Source organism: Mesobacillus sp. S13, assembly GCF_020422885.1.
GTDB classification, from domain to species: domain Bacteria; phylum Bacillota; class Bacilli; order Bacillales; family Cytobacillaceae; genus Mesobacillus; species Mesobacillus selenatarsenatis_A.
In genome coordinates this window covers 1,852,007-1,868,836 of record NZ_CP084622.1, presented here as the reverse complement: position 1 = coordinate 1,868,836, position 16,830 = coordinate 1,852,007, and the positions used below count along the sequence as shown (strand labels likewise).

The window sequence follows — 16,830 nt, the reverse complement described above, 5'->3', positions numbered from 1 at the left end:
AACAAAAAGCGCAAGCGCCTCGTTCAGCCCCGACAAGCGCTGGAGGGCCTGACAGTGAAGTCGTTCTTTGACTTCATTGGCAGGACCGAAATAGAAATGTATAGCCGACTGCCCAGAAACGCAGAAACTGGAGACTTCGACAAAGAAGCGCTTTTTGCTTCTGCCGGCGGAGTTGAAGTTTCGGAGCTTCTAGGAGGCGACACTAGACAATTCGAAAAGCGGAGGCGACTGCCCAACTCCGATAAGCGTTGGAGGTCCTGCCAGTGATGTCGTTCTTTGACTTCATTGGCAGGACCGAAACGTCTCGAGGAGTTAGGATCCGCAGTTAAACAAGCGACTCGAGCTGCTCAAAGCTAACGCTTATCGCAAGATACTCGAAGAAGCATCTCGTTAATGAAAACTGGCTAGGCGCTGGAGCTGGATTAAGAAAAATTCATGGAGTTTATCCACAACTCAATAATTCTTAATTGCCTTTAAAAAATAAAAAGCGGCGCCGAAGCACCGCTTTATTTTGCATATTCAACTGCCCGTGTCTCACGGATGACTGTAACCTTGATATGACCAGGATAATCGAGTTCTTCCTCGATTTTCTTTCGAATATCTCGTGCGAGGCGGTGTGCCTGCAAGTCATCGATTTGATCGGGTCTAACCATGATCCGGATTTCTCTACCCGCCTGAATAGCGAATGATTTTTCGACTCCCTCATAGGATTCAGAAATCTCTTCCAGTCTTTCAAGACGGCGGATATAGTTTTCAAGCGCTTCGCTACGGGCACCAGGCCTTGCAGCTGACAATGCATCAGCAGCAGCAACAAGTACTGCTATGATCGAAGTCGGCTCAGTATCGCCATGGTGGGAAGCAATACTGTTGATCACAACTGGATGCTCCTTATACTTAGTAGCGAGCTCCACGCCGATTTCAACGTGGCTTCCTTCTACCTCATGGTCAATAGCCTTTCCGATATCATGCAGGAGTCCTGCGCGGCGAGCTAGAGTTTCATCTTCACCTAGTTCTGCGGCAAGCAATCCGGACAATTGGGCTACTTCCATAGAATGTTTAAGCACATTCTGTCCGTAGCTCGTACGATATTTCAAGCGGCCCAGAATTTTAATAAGATCTGGATGCAATCCGTGCACTCCCACTTCGAAGGTAGTCTGTTCCCCTACCTCACGAATATGTTCGTCAACTTCACGGCGCGCTTTCTCAACCATTTCCTCAATTCGAGCCCGATGAATACGTCCATCCTGGACAAGCTTGTCTAGAGCTAGACGGGCTGTTTCACGTCTGATAGGGTCAAATCCAGAAAGGATAACTGCTTCCGGAGTGTCATCAATAATGAGATCAATTCCCGTCAACGTTTCCAGGGTGCGGATATTCCGTCCCTCACGACCGATAATACGGCCTTTCATTTCGTCATTCGGAAGGTTTACAACTGATACAGTCGTTTCTGCAACATGATCTGCTGCACACCTTTGAATGGCTAGTGAAAGTACTTCTTTCGCTTTCTTATCGGATTCTTCTTTCGCCCTGTTTTCGTTTTCCTTAATCATTAGTGCAATGTCGTGAGCAAGTTCTTGCTCAGTACGCTCCAAAATGATGGATTTAGCCTCATCACGCGTTAAGCCCGAGATGCGTTCTAGTTCAGTCTGCTGATTTCGTACCATCTCGTCCACTTTGCTTTCCATCTCTTCAATATGCTGTTGTCTTTTGGAAAGAGCGTCATCTTTTTTCTCTAAAAGATTCTCGCGTTTGTTCAACGACTCATCTTTACGATCAAGATTCTCCTCTTTTTGCAATAAACGATTTTCTTGTTTTTGCAGTTCATTTCTTCGTTCACGAATTTCACGTTCTGCTTCAGTACGCAGCTTGTGATTTTCATCCTTAGCCTCCAGCAGGGCTTCTTTCTTCATAGCCTCTGCTTCACGCTTCGCATCTTCAACAATTTGTTCTGCGGCGTTTTTGGCACCTGCAATTTTTGCTTCCGCAACGGATTTACGATAAAAATAGCCAACAACTGCACCGACGAATAGGCCAAGCAAAATGGAGATGATTGAAATAATTAGATCCATCATTTTCACCTCCTCTTGCTATGAACTTGTGTTACGTTTTTTAAAGTGTCGGCATGTACATTGTTACAAGCATCAATATACAGCTCAAATGCTTTTAAACGTTTTTAATACCATGAAAATGTAAAATATACATTTTTAATTGTAAAGCTGCCATATTTTATTGTCAAGGGTTTGTCCCATGTGTATTCCAACGGTTTGATTAATTATTCATGCAATTCTCATTTTTCGAATGTAGGTGCGGATTTCCGTCTCAGGCATATTGCTTACCGAAGATGGAGAATTACTTTTAAAAGCTGTGTTAAACTCGGCTGTTGATTTTTATTCCAGGCGCTTCGCTTTCCGCGGGGAAGTATAATGATAAATCCCAAAGGCCGGATTTTCCTAAACCAATTCTTCCTTGCAGTCGGGGAGCGTCCTCGTCGCTTTATGTGCCTGCAGGGTCTCCCCATGACTTGCTCATCCCCAGGACATAGATTGAGCTTCCACGAACCTGCCCACGTACAATGGAAATGCGTTAACATTCTCGGAGGAGTCTACGCGCCTTCCACTACAATCAACAGGGCTTAAAAGCATCACTGGTTTTAGAGCCAATATTAAAGTTAAAAGCACAAACAAGGTCTCCTGAAAGCCAGGAGACCTTGTTAAAAACATAAATAAACTATTAATCTAATGGCAGTTCTTCCTGATCTTCTTCACTCTCAGTAACAGTAAACTCGCCGTCAAGGCCGTAGTGATTACGGATCTTTTGCTTGATTTCCAGACGGATAGACGGGTTTTCTTTAAGGAAAAGCTTCGCATTTTCCCTTCCCTGTCCTAGACGCTCACCATTATAGGAATACCATGAACCGCTCTTATCGACGATATCGAGGTCTGATCCCATGTCAATGATTTCTCCTTCTTGGGAAATCCCTTCACCGTACATGATATCCACTTCAGCTGTGCGGAACGGAGGAGCAACCTTATTCTTAACGACTTTAATTCTAGTTTTGTTACCTACCATTTCATTGCCCTGCTTCAATGTTTCAGCACGGCGAACTTCAAGACGCACGCTTGAATAGAATTTCAAAGCGCGTCCGCCAGGTGTCGTTTCAGGGTTACCGAACATAACACCGACTTTTTCACGAATCTGGTTAATGAAGATTGCAATAGTCTTGGACTTGTTGATTGCACCGGAAAGCTTACGCAATGCCTGGGACATCAAACGGGCCTGAAGACCAACGTGGGCATCACCCATCTCCCCTTCGATTTCAGCCTTTGGAACTAGAGCAGCAACGGAGTCGACAACAATAATGTCAATTGCGCCACTTCGTACAAGCGCTTCTGCGATTTCCAAAGCTTGCTCTCCTGTGTCAGGCTGAGAAAGAAGAAGTTCATCGATATTTACCCCAAGTTTCTGTGCATATACAGGATCAAGAGCGTGTTCAGCGTCAATGAATGCCGCCTGGCCGCCATTAGCCTGTACTTCTGCAATCGCATGAAGCGCAACAGTTGTCTTACCCGAACTTTCAGGTCCGTAAATTTCAATAACACGTCCGCGAGGATATCCGCCTATTCCAAGTGCAGCATCCAACGCAAGGGATCCACTTGGAGAAGTAGAAATTTTAGTGTCTGTCTTCTCCCCTAATTTCATAACTGAGCCTTTACCAAATTGCTTTTCAATCTGTTTTAACGCCATATCTAAGGCAGCTTGACGATCACTCACTCAAATTTCCTCCTTTTATATAAAAACGAACCAGCATACTGCATGGCCGCAAATCTCTTATTTAAAGCCTACTATTACTATACCTTTTTCCAGGGTGTTTGTCCATTAAAAAATCGAACATTTATTCGTTTTTTTTAGAAGGACAAAAAGCTTCAAAATTGAATTTTCGTGGTCATTTTCAGTAGTTTTACTATGGCATATACCCATTAAAAGACGATTTTAGCAAAGAATCTGCCTATTTTAAACACCGGGTGGAATTTTCCATTCCGTACTGTCAGAACCACAAAAAAACACGGAAGTGCATCACTTCCGTGTTCCTGATAATCTATTAATTATGATCTGGCAGCCAAACTTTACTGACCTTTTCCTGATGGCCGACCTCGCTCCGCTGAGGCTCAATTTTTCCACATGGACTGGCATTCCCTTGATATGTATCCCGATGAAAACCGTACCAGCTGGATGACCTTCCAGGCTGTCAGGGCCGGCGACTCCAGTGAAGCTGATCCCAATGTCAGAATGGGTTATTGAAGCAATATTTGCTGCCAGCTCTGCGGCACATTCACTGCTTACTGCTCCATGCTTTTCAATCGTTTCAGGCATTACCTTTACCAATTCTATTTTAGCTTGGTTCGAGTAACAGACTATCCCGCCATGGAACAAGCTGCTTGCACCAGAAATGGAAGACAATTCTTGCTGGAACATGCCTCCTGTCAGACTTTCTGCCGCTGATATTGTCAGGTTTTCATTTTTCAATAACTTAGAAAGCTCGATCATTAACGAAGTCTCGTTGTAACCATAAAAATGTTCGCCGACTCTTTCCATGATTGCCGCTTCTACTTGATCAATCAATGCTTGTGCAGTTCCGTTTGCGTCATCCCTCGCTGTAAGCCTTAGGGTAACTTCCCCATCTCCAGCCAGTGGTGCGATGGTTGGATTGCTTTGCTGGTCAATCAAATCTTCTATTTCCGATTCCAGAGCCGCCTCACCAATTCCAAAGAACCGCAGGACTCTCGATTCAATTTTAGCTTGATTGCCAGACAAGCCTGCAATAGCATTCTGGCCATATTTCAAGAACATTGGCTCCATTTCAGAAGGAGGACCAGGGAGAAGCATGTACTTGTTCTCGCCAGCCACCAAGAACATCCCGGGAGCCATTCCGTTATCATTTTTCAGGACAGCGCATCCCTCGATCACGAGAGCCTGCTTCCTGTTGTTTTCAGTCATTACCCTGTTCGTTTTTTCAAAATACAATTCAATGGACTTCATCGCTTCTTCATCAAGTACAAGCTGCTTTCCAAGCTGACCGGCAATTGTATCTTTTGTAAGATCATCTTTTGTTGGACCCAATCCGCCTGTAAAGATAATGAGCTCTGCCCTTTCCTGGGCGATTTCCATGGCGTCCTTTAATCTATCCGGATTATCTCCGACAACAGTATGATAGTAAACATTGATTCCCAAATCGGCCAGTTGCCTGGAAAGGAACCGGGCGTTCGTATTGACGATTTGCCCAAGGAGCAACTCTGATCCTACAGCGATAATTTCGGCATTCATTTCTAGTCCCCCTGAAAATCAATTATTTGGAGTTGCTGAACACTTGCTTGTTTTTAGCAAAGTAATCCCAGCCAGACCAAATAGTAAAGAACATTGCCACCCATAACGCAATGTCTGCAAACGGGATGGAGAATGCTTCAAAAATGATATTATGGAGCAAGAGGGCGGAAATGACCACTGTCTGTGCCCACATTTTGATTTTACCAGGCATTTTTGCTGCAACAACCTCACCACCGCCAGCTAGCAGTAAACGGAGCCCTGTTACGGCAAACTCCCGGCTGATGATGATGATAACAATCCACCCAGGGGCAAAACCAAGTTCAACCAATATAATCAATGCAGAAGAAACAAGAAGTTTATCTGCAAGGGGATCAAGGAATTTCCCAAGATTCGTAACTAAATTGTGCTTTCGCGCCAGATAACCGTCAACCCAGTCTGTTACAGACGCAAAAATATAGATTAACGCTCCTACTAAATGAGTGACCGGCATGGTTGTACCAAGAAGGGAGATTTCCCCCCATGAAAAAGGAACAATCATGATGATCATAAATAACGGAATCAATAAAATTCGTGAAACCGTAATCTTGTTTGGCAAATTCATATACTATTTCCTCCAGATGAAAAATTACAAAACATTTTACTTCTATCATTATATCCAATATGTAAAAATCATCATTAAATATGCCTAGTAAAATTTTAGCCCGTATAAACAAAAGTCCATACGGGCATTTTGGCAATTCATACTTTTAAATGGTTATACTCCTCGCAAAAGACAAAGGCTTATTTAACAAAGTTTATTGTGATCACCTGAGTCATATCTTTTTCAGGTGATACTGCATACTCTAGCTTTTGGTCATTGACATAGATTTCGGTATCAGGTGCTCGTCCGATATTAATGACTGCCTTGGTTTCGTTGGATAAGTCCTCTGTACGGCTTTCATTCTTACCTTTTACAAGGGTTTCTTGAAAAATTGATTTGGAGCCATTTGATAGACCAACCCAGGTCTGACCAAGTGATACAATTTTAATAACAAAGGAATCTGCACCTTTGAGTTCATATACCGTGTTGCTTCCACTGCTCGATAGAACTGAAAGCTCCTGGGCAGGTGTTTCAGGCTCAGCTTCCTCTTCGGCTGGTTCTTCTTCCTCAGCAGCTCCGTCTTCTTCTCCTGTGCCCTCATCGGCAGAATCATCTACTATATCTTCTGTTTCTTCAATATTCGGCTTGCTTTTATCGGTATTTGCAGGCTGTTCTGCTCCATCACCTGCATTCTGCACAATCAGATACCAGATTAGGGCGATTGCACCTATTATAAAGACTCCAATCAATATCTTCGGAAGTATATCCAGGATTTTAGAAGTATCAGGAGAGATACTTTTCCTCGACTGTACTCGTGAAAGCTGCTCTGGCAGCTCTTCGTTGTATGTAGATGGTATTTCATTTTTGTGCTGTTCAAAAAGCTGTTCCGGATCAATCCCGACAGCCTCTGCATATTGTTTAATGAATGCACGGACATAAAACTTACCTGGCATCATAGAGTAATTGCCTTCTTCAATACCAAGCAGGTAGCGCTTCTGTATTTTCGTGATGGACTGCAATTCGTCCAGGCTGAGGCCTCTAGCTTCACGTGCTTCCTTTAATATATTTCCTAACTCAGTCACGATAACACCTTCCAATACTGTTAAAAATCAAATCCGCCGAAATCAGAGTCGGTAAACATGTGATTCTTCTGAACCATGTCATAAACGATTTCTTCATCGGGGTTATTTCGCAGCTCTATAATATAATCAAAGTCATCCATTGTGTATTCCGTGTTCTGGACAAAGATGTCCGGATGTTCAACAACCTTCACCGCAGGCAGACGCATGATTTCCCTGACAAGCTGCCAGTGTTTTTCATTTGCCCTCCTTGTGGAGACGATTCCGTCAATGATGAATAAGTTATCAGCATTGTACTCGTCTTCAATCAGTTGGTTCCGAATTGTCTGTTTCAATAATGTCGAAGACACAAACAGCCAACGCTTGTTTGCACACACACTTGAAGCCACGACTGACTCGGTCTTGCCAACTCGAGGCATCCCGCGGATCCCAATCAGTTTGTGTCCTTCCATCTTAAACAATTCTGCCATAAAATCTACAAGTAGTCCAAGTTCATCCCTTACAAACCGGAATGTTTTTTTATCATCCGCATCACGCTGTATGTACCTGCCGTGTCTGACCGCCATCCGGTCACGAAGCTTTGGTTCACGGATTTTTATTACCTTTATTGTATCCATTGTATTTAAAATTGACTCTAATCGTTCAATTTGATCATCATCTTTTGCAAGTATCAACAGACCTCGTCTTCCTTCATCGACTCCATTGATCGTTACAATGTTAATTGACAGCATACCAAGCAAAGAAGAAATATCACCTAGCAGTCCTGGACGGTTTATCATAATCTCATATTCCAAGTACCATTCTTTCTTTTCCATCGTTCTCCTCCTCTGCTATAAGGTCACTTAATTGCGACACATTTTGACATCGAATATCTAGCTACTATATTATATGATTTTTCAGGAAGATGAAAGGAAAAACAAGCCAGAAGCTAAAAGTTAAATAAAGCCTAGCAAAATATGTCCATTCAGAGGAAAAAGGATCTTTTCGCCAATAAAAAAGAGAGGAAGCTGTAAGTCCCCTCTCAAGTCTTTCTTATTGATTAGCACCATTGTTTTGAACCAATTTAACCATCATTGTTGCAATGGCATGCTGTTCGTCAGGGCTTGCAACTGACCAAAGGTCTGCAAGGACTCTTTCCTGCTCATTTTTAGGATCAACATTCTTAGCAAGATAATCCCCAATTTGATAGGCAAGGTCTCCCATGACTTCTTTATTCATTCCCTGGTCCTGCGCCTGATGAAGGCGGTCTCCCAAGAAATCCTTCCACTGATTCCAATTATCCAATACGGACATATTGACAACCTCCTTGTCTAAAATAGTACAAGGTTATTTTGCATTCGCAGGCACATTATTATTCATTAGCAGAGATGTTTTGAAAAATTGTCACATCTCCGTCACGTCAGCCAGCCTCCATTCACTGCAATAACCTGTCCATTTATATAAGAAGATTGATCAGACAGCAGGAATTTCACACCATCTGCAACTTCATCGGCTTGTCCTAATCGTCCTGATGGAATATCAGCGGTTATGGCCTCGAGTTCTTCCTCTGTAAACTCTTCAACCATAGGAGTATGAATGGCACCTGGCGCTACGGCGTTCACCCGTATGCCAGAACTTGCCAGCTCTTTACTCAGCGCCTTGGCAAAGGCTATTTGAGCTCCTTTCACAGCTGAATAGGCCACTTCATAGGATGCGCCAGTCTGCCCCCAAATAGATGATACTAAGACAATACTCCCTTTTTCTTTTTGCCGTAATTTAGGGATCAGCTTTTTTGTCAGCAGCATAGGTGACGTCAGATGAACCTGGATCAGTTCCTCTGCTTCCATCTCCTCTAAATCCTCAAGAAGCCCATAATGGGCATGGCCTGCATTATGTACAATCGCATCAATCGAAAAAATGTTTGCCGCTAAATCCAAATAGCCTTTTTTTGCAGCCAGGTTCGCCTTGATCGGTATATACTCTCCGCCAAAAGGTTGAATTTGACACAAAAGTTCTTCTATCTCTTTTTCATTCTTGTTATAGTGCAAGTAAAGTGAATAACCTTCTGAAGCAAGCTTCCTGGAAATGGCTTTGCCTATCGCTCCACTTGCTCCTGTTACGAGTGCGAATTTTTTCATACTTCCCCTCTCCGAATAGTCTCATGAAATAATGCGCCGGTAAGGGACCGGCGCATATATTAATGGGATCTATTGCTTATCCTTTGGAACTACCTGGCAGACTGTGAACCGTTCTTCGGCAATCAGCTCGCTGGCTGCTTGTTTGAGATCGTCCAGTGTAAGACTTTCAAGTACCGGGACAACATCAAACAAATCCATATCATTGAATGCATAGCGTGTGAACTGATTGGCTATATACTCCGGCGAGTTCACCGCCCTAAGAAAAGCTCCAATTTTTTTCTTTTTTGTCCGCTCGAGGTTTTCTGCTGTTAATCCTCGACCAGCCTTCGCATCCAGCAGCATGGCTTCCAGCTTGCTGGCCAGGACATCAGGCTCGTTCGTATCCCCTCCGACCATCGCAAAACCAAAGCCATACTCTTCTGAGTAATCGAATGAAAATGTATCATCGATTAACCCGGACCCATACAATTCGGTATAATTCTCAGAGCTCTTCCCAAAGAGAATATCAAGCATCACATTGATAGACAGCTCTTTTATTAGCATCTCCCTGCCCGATTTTGTTGGATTGGCCGCCTTGATTCCTACCAGGCATTTTGACGTCTGGACATTCATTTTAAGAACCTGTTTCTTTTCCGCCACTCCAACCTGTTCTTCATCAAACCTGCGCTGGATTTCAGGCAGATTTTTGTATTCCTTTTTTCCCTGGTTCTCTTTTATCAAGCCCATGATTTCTTCTGGGCTAACAGGGCCAACTACGAATAATAGCATATTGCTTGGATGGTAAAAGGTTTCATAACACTCATACAGCATATCCTTCGTAATGTGCGAAATCGACTCAATTGTACCAGCAATATCGATGCTTACCGGGTGGTTTTTATACATATTCTGTATCAGGCCGAAATACAGCCTCCAATCAGGGTTGTCATCATACATTGTGATCTCTTGCCCGATGATCCCTTTTTCCTTTTCAACTGTTTTCTCTGTGAAATAAGGCTCCTGGACGAAGTCAATCAGTGTTTCAAGGTTTTTCTCCACATTGGATGTACTGGAAAATAAATAAGCAGTCCTCGTAAAAGATGTGAATGCATTCGCAGAAGCCCCCTGTTTGCTGAACTGCTGGAACACATCACCATCTTCTTTCTCAAACAATTTATGCTCAAGGAAATGGGCAATGCCATCAGGTACCTTAACAAAATCATTTTTTCTTGGAGGAAGGAAGTGATTATCGATTGAACCGTATTTCGTTGTAAATGTAGCATAAGTTTTATTGAAGCCTTTTTTTGGAAGAATGTATACATCCAGACCGTTAGCCAGCTTTTCGTAATACATTTCTTCCTGAAGTTGTTCAAAAGTGATCTTTTCCATTATTTGTCCCCCTCCAATCCAGTTAAGAAGTAGATCGTATCAAGCTGAACCTTTTTGGCAACATCAACGATTTCTTCTTTTGTGGTTTTACTCATGCCCTGAAGCCAGTCATCGAGGCTGACATTTTCACGCGATACAACATTATGATATAGGACCTCTACCATCCCTCTAGCAGTATCCATGGTCTCAAGCATTTGGTTTTCGATCACCGCTTTCGTCTGTTCAATTTCCTGGTCGGTAAAATCACCGGCTTGCATCGCTTCCATTTGTTCACGAATGATTTTTACTGCGAGCTCAAAATTTTCAAATTCGATGCCTGACATGACCATCATCAAACCTTTGTGGCTTTCAAGGCGGCTGGCGACATAGTAGGCAAGACTATTTTTTTCACGGACGTTCAAAAACAACTTCGAATGAGAAAAACCTCCGAAAATCCCGTTAAAAACCTGGAGTGCATAATAGTCCCTATCACCATAAAGCACATTCGTCCTGTAGCCGATATTCAATTTACCCTGCTTGACATCTTCTTTGTCCTTGACGGTTTTTTCTTCCACATGAACACTTTTCGAAGCTTCAACAAGTTTTGGTGTCCGCTGTTCGAATTGCAGCAGATCCTGTGCTATTGACTGGACTTCCGTCTCATCAACATCACCGATAATAAATAGGTCAAGCTCATCTTCCGCAAAGGCTTTCTTGTAGTATTCGTAAAGATTTTTCTCGTCAATTTGCGGGATATCATCAATCTCTCCGTTGACATGGAGTGCATATGGTTCATCCTTGCACATTTCCTGTACGAGCCTGAAATTGGAGTATCTCATCTTATCATCATAGACAGCCTGTATCCGCTGTTTTAATGTCCTCTTTTCCTTTTCAACAGTGTCTTTGTCAAAAGCTTCATTTTCAGCCAGTGGATTCACCAGAATTTCAGACATCAATTGCATTCCTTTTTTCAGCAAAGGATCTGGATCGCTCAGGAACTTTTCATTGGCAATTTCCAGTGAAAAACTGAGGACCTGATATTCTCCCTTTTTTGAAACATCCACATATAAATTAGCACCGTAAAGCTCATCAAGGTAGGAACGAAACTTTGATGTTGACGGGTAGGCCTTCGAACTGCTTTGCAGCACATACGGAAGCAACGCCCGTTTTGTTACATCCTCACTGGTAAGTGGTGCTTTCATCTTCCAAACAATTGTATTCGTCTTGAATTTTTCGGTTTTGACGATATGGAGCTTGTAACCCTTCATATCCTTGATACTTTCAGAAATGACAGCCATTGAAATCCTCCTTTATTTATAACACCAGGACTTGCTTACAGTCTTTCTTCTTCACATGATTGATGTAAATAAAACATTCTTCTTATTATGTATACGTTGTGAAGTCTATATTTAATATTCCAATAAATATACTCTAACTATACCTTTCACAATCAGGCTAATTCAAGGAATTGGCAGCCAATATGAAAAAAGCTTCCCAAATGGGAAGCTTTTATTGCCTTGTAGCAGCTATTTCCTCTTTCGCCTGAGAGTATAAATAAGTATAGCCAGATTCAAATTTTGCCTGGTTTTTACCATTTGCCTTCGCGGTATATAAGAGCTGGTCAGTGTATCCAAGAAGTTTATCCGGCAAGGCTGCACCTTTTGAAGAAGCTATCCCAAAGCTCATTGTGACACTCTCGCAATCCTCACTGAATTTTTCAGCAGATAAACTTTCATAAAGATCATCAAAAAAGCGGATTTGACTTGTTTCTTCGATAGCTGGCAAAAGAAAGGCAAATTCTTCTCCGCCATAACGAAAAGCCTGGGCATCATATTCAGTTGCCAGTTCCTGAAAAATCTTACCTATTTTCTTAAGGATTTCGTCCCCGGCTAAATGCCCAAACTGATCATTTATTTGCTTAAAGTGGTCAATATCACCCATGACCAGCAGGAAACTCTGCTTTCCACTCGTCAGAACCCTTAATTGTTCCTGGAAATGACGGTGATTATATAAACCTGTCAAGTAGTCAGTGAACATCAGTTCGTGGAAAATTTCTTTCTGTTTTAAGTGTTTCCTTTCACGTATAACAATTAATGATCCAAATACACCAATGATCCAAATGAAGGCGAGATTTAAAACGAAAGCAAATGCTGTATTAAAATCAAATTGAGCCTGTACGGCATAAATAGTAGAGTAACCAACCGTCAATGAAATTGAAGATAATATGGCTCCTTTTGTCCGCCAGTAAATGGTCGCATGCATGACGACCAAATAAGCAATCGGAAAAAGAGGTGACATAACCCCATCAGTCAATGCAAGAAGCCACATTAACGCAATATAATCGAAGACAATTCCAGCCTTCGTAAGTAAATTGAAATACTCGTTTCCCGCTGACATTTTAATCAAAGCAGTCTGGGTTACGGCCATGTAGACAAATCCTATTGTCAATAATAAAGGAAATGTTTCTTTCGTAAAATTCAGCCTGTCCGCCAGAGGGGGAAAATAGAATACTAGAATCCCTACCAACAAGAATATCCAGCGCAAATAAGAAAAGATTTTTTCCGTTTCACGATCATCCATATATAATGATAGCTTCATGTGCATGCCCTCTGAACGATATTATTTTTAGCAAACTTTTCCTTAATATTAACACATATGGAAGATTTAATCTAAAAAGAATGTTCAAATTCTTATGAAAATACTCTTGATGTGTATTTTAGTCCATAAAATTAAAAGAGGCACCCAATCGAGGTACCTCTTTTAGCAGTAGCACTATTAACGTTTTCCGCTGTCGAATGTTTCCCCAACAGCTTTTGGTGCTTGTGATGACTTGGAGAAGATCACGAGCGCAATTAATGTCACTACATAAGGGAAAATCTTCAATAAGATTGGCGGAATGACAGCCAACTCTGGAATTACTTGTGACACGTTCGCAATCGTACTGGCAAATCCGAAGAAGAAAGTCGCTGCCAACACGCCTAGTGGTTTCCATTGTCCAAAAATCAAGGAAGCCAACGCCAGGAAGCCCAGACCTGCGACAGTTCCTGTGAATTCACCTGACTGTGTGACAATGATTAATGCGCCGCCCAATCCGGCGAATGCTCCTGAAATTAGAACGCCGCTGTAACGGACTCTTCTTACATTGATCCCTGCTGCTTCAGCAGCCTGAGGGAATTCACCACATGAACGTAAACGAAGACCAAACTTCGTTTTATATAAGATGAATGAACTTACAAAAAGGATGACTAATACAAACCATGTTGTTGGATATGTTTTTGTGAAAAACAAATCTCCAATCACTGGAATATCCGAAAGGAATGGAACGTTAGACGGTGAGAAACCGCTTGAGATTCGGATGTTTCCACTTCCAGTCATATTACGTGCAAGGAACACCGTTAGTGCAGTGGCAATTAGATTGATTGCCGTACCACTGATAATCTGATTGGCATTCAAGTTTATACTCGCAAACGCATGCAAGATAGAGAAAAGCATACCAGCAATTATAGCAGCCAGCAATCCAAGCCAGAGGACCAAAGTGTGGTTGTCCAATACGCCGCTCAGGTAATGGATGGATAGTGCGCCAGAGAAAGCACCAATGACCATCAAACCCTCGAGGGCAATATTTACAATACCGCTTCTTTCACTAAAAAGTCCGCCGAGTGCCGTAATAAGAAGAGGAATGGTAAAGATAATCGCGTAAGGAAAAATTTGTTCTATTATTGACCACATCTTATGAATCTCCCTTCTCGACTACAGGACCACTTTTATCTTTGTTTGATTTTTTTGCCTTGAATTTGTTCAGCAAACGCTCAATCATTACACTCGTAGCAGCAAAGTAAATGATGATCGCAATGATCGTATTTGCCAATTCAGGTGGAATTTCAGTCATAGCATTCATGAATCCAGTACCAGAGTAAAGAATCCCGAACAGCACTGCTGCGAAGAATACGCCAACAGGGTGGTTTGCACCTAGAAGAGCAACCGCGATGCCATCGTAACCTTGTGCAGGCAGAATACCGATTTGAATGCTTGAAGCATTTCCTGTATACAATGCTACCCCGCCGACTCCTGCAAGAGCGCCTGAAATCAACATAGATAGAATGATGTTGCGGTTTACTTTCATACCTGCATATTCTGCAGCAAATCTATTGAATCCGACTGCCTTCAATTCAAAACCAAGCGTTGTCTTGTCGATGATGAAAGCAATAATGATTACGGCAATGACTGCAAAGAAAAGGCCTAAGTTAATATAAGACCCATCGAACATTTCTGTTAAAAATGGAGTTCTTAAAGTATCTGATTCAGCAAGTTTTTTTGATTCTGTTTCAAGGAATTCTCCCTTGAAATAACCTGGTACGACATAGTAAATCGTCCAGTAGGCAATCCAGTTCATCATGATTGTCGATACAACTTCATGAACATTGAACTTTGCCTTCAGTAAACCTGGAATGAATGCCCATAGTGCCCCTGCTACAAGTCCTGCAAGGACCATGACCAATAAAAGGATTGGCCTGGAAAAATCAAAAGTCAGGGCGACTGCAGTAGCAGCAAGGCCCCCAACCAGCATCTGTCCTGATGCCCCGATGTTAAAGAGTCCTGTACGGAAAGCAAAAGCCACAGATAAACCAGTGAATATAAGAGGAGTTGCTGTTGCCAAAGTATTACCGATACGCTCTAGATTTTTCAGCGCACCTTGAAGCAAATAGGAATAACCTTCAATCGGATTGCTGCCGATGAAAAGCATCAGAATGCCTCCGGCCACAAGACCTAGAATAATGGATATTAAAGATACGATGGTATTTCTCATATGCTTCTCTCCTTAGCCACGCCTGCCATCATAAGACCAACTTCATTTTCGTTTGTTTCCGACGCGATTACCTCGCCTACTAGCTCACCATTATTGACGATGGCTATGCGGTCTGAAAGCTGAAGAACTTCATCAAGCTCCAAAGAAATCAGCAATACCGCGTTCCCTTTGTCGCGATGCTCAATAATCCGTTTATGGATGTATTCAATGGAGCCAACATCCAATCCGCGAGTCGGCTGTACAGCAATCAAAAGCTTCGGATCAAGTTCAAGTTCACGACCGATGATTGCTTTTTGCTGGTTACCACCGGAAAGAGTCCTGGCAATCGATGCAGCACCTTCACCTGATCGCACATCGAAATTGGTGATGATATTTTGAGCATACGCTTTCATTGCTGAGAAGTTTAATAATCCACGCTTAGAGAAAGGCTGTTTGTTGTAAATTTGAAGAACCATGTTTGAAACAAGTGAGTAATCAAGAACAAGACCGCGTTTTTGTCTGTCCTCTGGTATATGGCTAATGCCTTTTTCATTTCTTTGGCGGATTGGTAGGTTTGTGATATCTTCTCCTCCGACCAGAACAGTCCCAGACTCAGCTTTCCTCAAGCCAGTGATCGCTTCAACAAGTTCTGTTTGTCCATTGCCTTCTACCCCGGCAATCCCGACTATTTCCCCAGCACGGACTTCCAATGAAAAATCTTTCAATCCCATAACTTTTCGATTATTTTTTACTGATAAAGAATCTATTTTAAGTACTACTTCACCAGGAGTACTTTCTTTCTTATCCACTTTGAAAGAGACATGACGTCCGACCATCATTTCGGCAAGACTAGCCTCACTGGTTTCTGCCACATTGACAGTCCCAATTCCTTTTCCGCGGCGAATGACTGTACAACGGTCCGCAACGGCCTTAATTTCTTTTAGTTTATGAGTGATAATAATAATAGACTTACCTTCATTAATAAGGTTACGCATGATTTTCATCAATTCATCGATTTCTGCTGGTGTAAGTACAGCAGTTGGTTCATCCAAAATCAGAACATCTGCTTCACGATAAAGCATTTTCAAAATTTCTACCCTTTGCTGCATACCTACTGAAATATCTTCGATTTTCGCATGAGGATCTACATTCAAACCGTAATGCTTTGATAATTCTTCAATTCTTTTTGCAGCTTTATCAATATCAAGCACCATGCCTTTAAGCGGCTCACTGCCCAATATGATGTTTTCCGTTACTGTGAAGTTTTCAACCAGCTTGAAATGCTGATGCACCATTCCGATTCCCAAACGGTTAGCGACATTAGGATTCGTAATCTTCACTTCTTGGCCATTAACTTTTACTACACCGCGCTCAGGCTGATACATGCCGAACAGAACACCCATCAAGGTTGACTTGCCCGCACCGTTTTCACCTAGCAGTGCATGTATTTCCCCTTTTTTAAGGGTAAGGGTAACATTATCGTTGGCTACGATACCCGGAAACTCTTTCCGAATATTCAACATCTCAACTACATAACTCATAGTAGCACTCACCTTTGTATTAGACTCTATACCTATTAAGAATAGCGTAAGCGCCCTTGTC

General features: G+C 42.3%; 15 protein-coding genes. 1 reads left to right on the top strand and 14 read right to left on the bottom strand.

Annotated features, from left to right (window positions below; translation table 11 throughout):
• The first annotated feature begins 54 nt into the window (after positions 1-54).
• Positions 55-267: a hypothetical protein gene (locus LGO15_RS09325; protein WP_167832877.1), complete on the top strand. Its 213-nt coding sequence runs from the start codon at positions 55-57 to the stop codon at positions 265-267.
• A 239-nt stretch (positions 268-506) separates the two neighbouring features.
• Here the strand turns inward: LGO15_RS09325 and rny are convergent, their stop codons facing one another.
• From rny to LGO15_RS09255, 14 genes are all read right to left on the bottom strand, one after another.
• The gene (rny, locus tag LGO15_RS09320; protein ID WP_226087859.1) at positions 507-2,069 is read right to left on the bottom strand and encodes a ribonuclease Y; all 1,563 of its coding nucleotides are present in this window, start codon (positions 2,067-2,069) and stop codon (positions 507-509) included.
• Positions 2,070-2,730: 661 nt separating this feature from the next.
• Positions 2,731-3,771, bottom strand: coding sequence for a recombinase RecA (gene recA, locus LGO15_RS09315; protein ID WP_167832875.1), 1,041 nt, complete (start codon positions 3,769-3,771; stop codon positions 2,731-2,733).
• A gap of 303 nt (positions 3,772-4,074) precedes the next feature.
• A complete protein-coding gene (locus tag LGO15_RS09310; RefSeq protein ID WP_226087388.1) occupies positions 4,075-5,322 on the bottom strand; it encodes a competence/damage-inducible protein A in 1,248 nt (415 codons plus the stop codon).
• A 22-nt stretch (positions 5,323-5,344) separates the two neighbouring features.
• Complete coding sequence (gene pgsA / locus LGO15_RS09305) at positions 5,345-5,923, bottom strand: CDP-diacylglycerol--glycerol-3-phosphate 3-phosphatidyltransferase (protein WP_226087387.1); 579 nt, start codon at positions 5,921-5,923, stop codon at positions 5,345-5,347.
• Between the two features lie 179 nt (positions 5,924-6,102).
• Positions 6,103-6,984, bottom strand: coding sequence for a helix-turn-helix domain-containing protein (locus LGO15_RS09300; protein ID WP_167832872.1), 882 nt, complete (start codon positions 6,982-6,984; stop codon positions 6,103-6,105).
• 20 nt (positions 6,985-7,004) lie between these two features.
• Positions 7,005-7,796 carry a DUF3388 domain-containing protein gene (locus tag LGO15_RS09295; RefSeq protein ID WP_214777055.1) on the bottom strand — a complete coding sequence of 264 codons (792 nt, stop codon included), beginning with the start codon at positions 7,794-7,796 and terminating at the stop codon, positions 7,005-7,007.
• Between the two features lie 217 nt (positions 7,797-8,013).
• The gene (locus LGO15_RS09290; RefSeq protein ID WP_167832871.1) at positions 8,014-8,274 is read right to left on the bottom strand and encodes a DUF3243 domain-containing protein; all 261 of its coding nucleotides are present in this window, start codon (positions 8,272-8,274) and stop codon (positions 8,014-8,016) included.
• Positions 8,275-8,375: 101 nt separating this feature from the next.
• The gene (gene ymfI, locus LGO15_RS09285; protein WP_167832870.1) at positions 8,376-9,098 is read right to left on the bottom strand and encodes an elongation factor P 5-aminopentanone reductase; all 723 of its coding nucleotides are present in this window, start codon (positions 9,096-9,098) and stop codon (positions 8,376-8,378) included.
• A 69-nt stretch (positions 9,099-9,167) separates the two neighbouring features.
• Complete coding sequence (yfmH, locus tag LGO15_RS09280) at positions 9,168-10,463, bottom strand: EF-P 5-aminopentanol modification-associated protein YfmH (protein WP_167832869.1); 1,296 nt, start codon at positions 10,461-10,463, stop codon at positions 9,168-9,170.
• Entirely contained in the window at positions 10,463-11,740 is a 1,278-nt protein-coding gene (yfmF, locus tag LGO15_RS09275) for an EF-P 5-aminopentanol modification-associated protein YfmF (protein WP_167832868.1), read from the bottom strand. Before yfmF ends, yfmH begins: the two co-directional genes overlap by 1 nt.
• 211 nt (positions 11,741-11,951) lie before the next feature.
• A complete protein-coding gene (locus LGO15_RS09270; protein ID WP_226087386.1) occupies positions 11,952-13,040 on the bottom strand; it encodes a GGDEF domain-containing protein in 1,089 nt (362 codons plus the stop codon).
• Between the two features lie 177 nt (positions 13,041-13,217).
• Entirely contained in the window at positions 13,218-14,171 is a 954-nt protein-coding gene (locus LGO15_RS09265) for an ABC transporter permease (RefSeq protein ID WP_125479057.1), read from the bottom strand.
• Between the two features lies 1 nt (position 14,172).
• Positions 14,173-15,249 (bottom strand): ABC transporter permease, encoded by a 1,077-nt coding sequence (locus LGO15_RS09260; protein ID WP_167832866.1) that lies wholly within the window; start codon positions 15,247-15,249, stop codon positions 14,173-14,175.
• Positions 15,246-16,769, bottom strand: coding sequence for an ABC transporter ATP-binding protein (locus LGO15_RS09255; protein ID WP_226087858.1), 1,524 nt, complete (start codon positions 16,767-16,769; stop codon positions 15,246-15,248). Before LGO15_RS09255 ends, LGO15_RS09260 begins: the two co-directional genes overlap by 4 nt.
• Between the last annotated feature and the right edge of the window lie 61 nt (positions 16,770-16,830).

What these genes read in the sequence shown, in the direction of transcription:
- yfmH (WP_167832869.1), bottom strand. Translation starts at nt 10,463, where the DNA reads ATGGAAAAGATCACTTTTGAACAACTTCAGGAAGAAATGTATTACGAA.
- pgsA (WP_226087387.1), bottom strand. Translation starts at nt 5,923, where the DNA reads ATGAATTTGCCAAACAAGATTACGGTTTCACGAATTTTATTGATTCCG.
- LGO15_RS09270 (WP_226087386.1), bottom strand. Translation starts at nt 13,040, where the DNA reads ATGAAGCTATCATTATATATGGATGATCGTGAAACGGAAAAAATCTTT.
- LGO15_RS09265 (WP_125479057.1), bottom strand. Translation starts at nt 14,171, where the DNA reads ATGTGGTCAATAATAGAACAAATTTTTCCTTACGCGATTATCTTTACC.
- rny (WP_226087859.1), bottom strand. Translation starts at nt 2,069, where the DNA reads ATGGATCTAATTATTTCAATCATCTCCATTTTGCTTGGCCTATTCGTC.
- LGO15_RS09260 (WP_167832866.1), bottom strand. Translation starts at nt 15,249, where the DNA reads ATGAGAAATACCATCGTATCTTTAATATCCATTATTCTAGGTCTTGTG.
- LGO15_RS09255 (WP_226087858.1), bottom strand. Translation starts at nt 16,769, where the DNA reads ATGAGTTATGTAGTTGAGATGTTGAATATTCGGAAAGAGTTTCCGGGT.
- yfmF (WP_167832868.1), bottom strand. Translation starts at nt 11,740, where the DNA reads ATGGCTGTCATTTCTGAAAGTATCAAGGATATGAAGGGTTACAAGCTC.
- LGO15_RS09310 (WP_226087388.1), bottom strand. Translation starts at nt 5,322, where the DNA reads ATGAATGCCGAAATTATCGCTGTAGGATCAGAGTTGCTCCTTGGGCAA.
- LGO15_RS09290 (WP_167832871.1), bottom strand. Translation starts at nt 8,274, where the DNA reads ATGTCCGTATTGGATAATTGGAATCAGTGGAAGGATTTCTTGGGAGAC.
- LGO15_RS09295 (WP_214777055.1), bottom strand. Translation starts at nt 7,796, where the DNA reads ATGGAAAAGAAAGAATGGTACTTGGAATATGAGATTATGATAAACCGT.
- ymfI (WP_167832870.1), bottom strand. Translation starts at nt 9,098, where the DNA reads ATGAAAAAATTCGCACTCGTAACAGGAGCAAGTGGAGCGATAGGCAAA.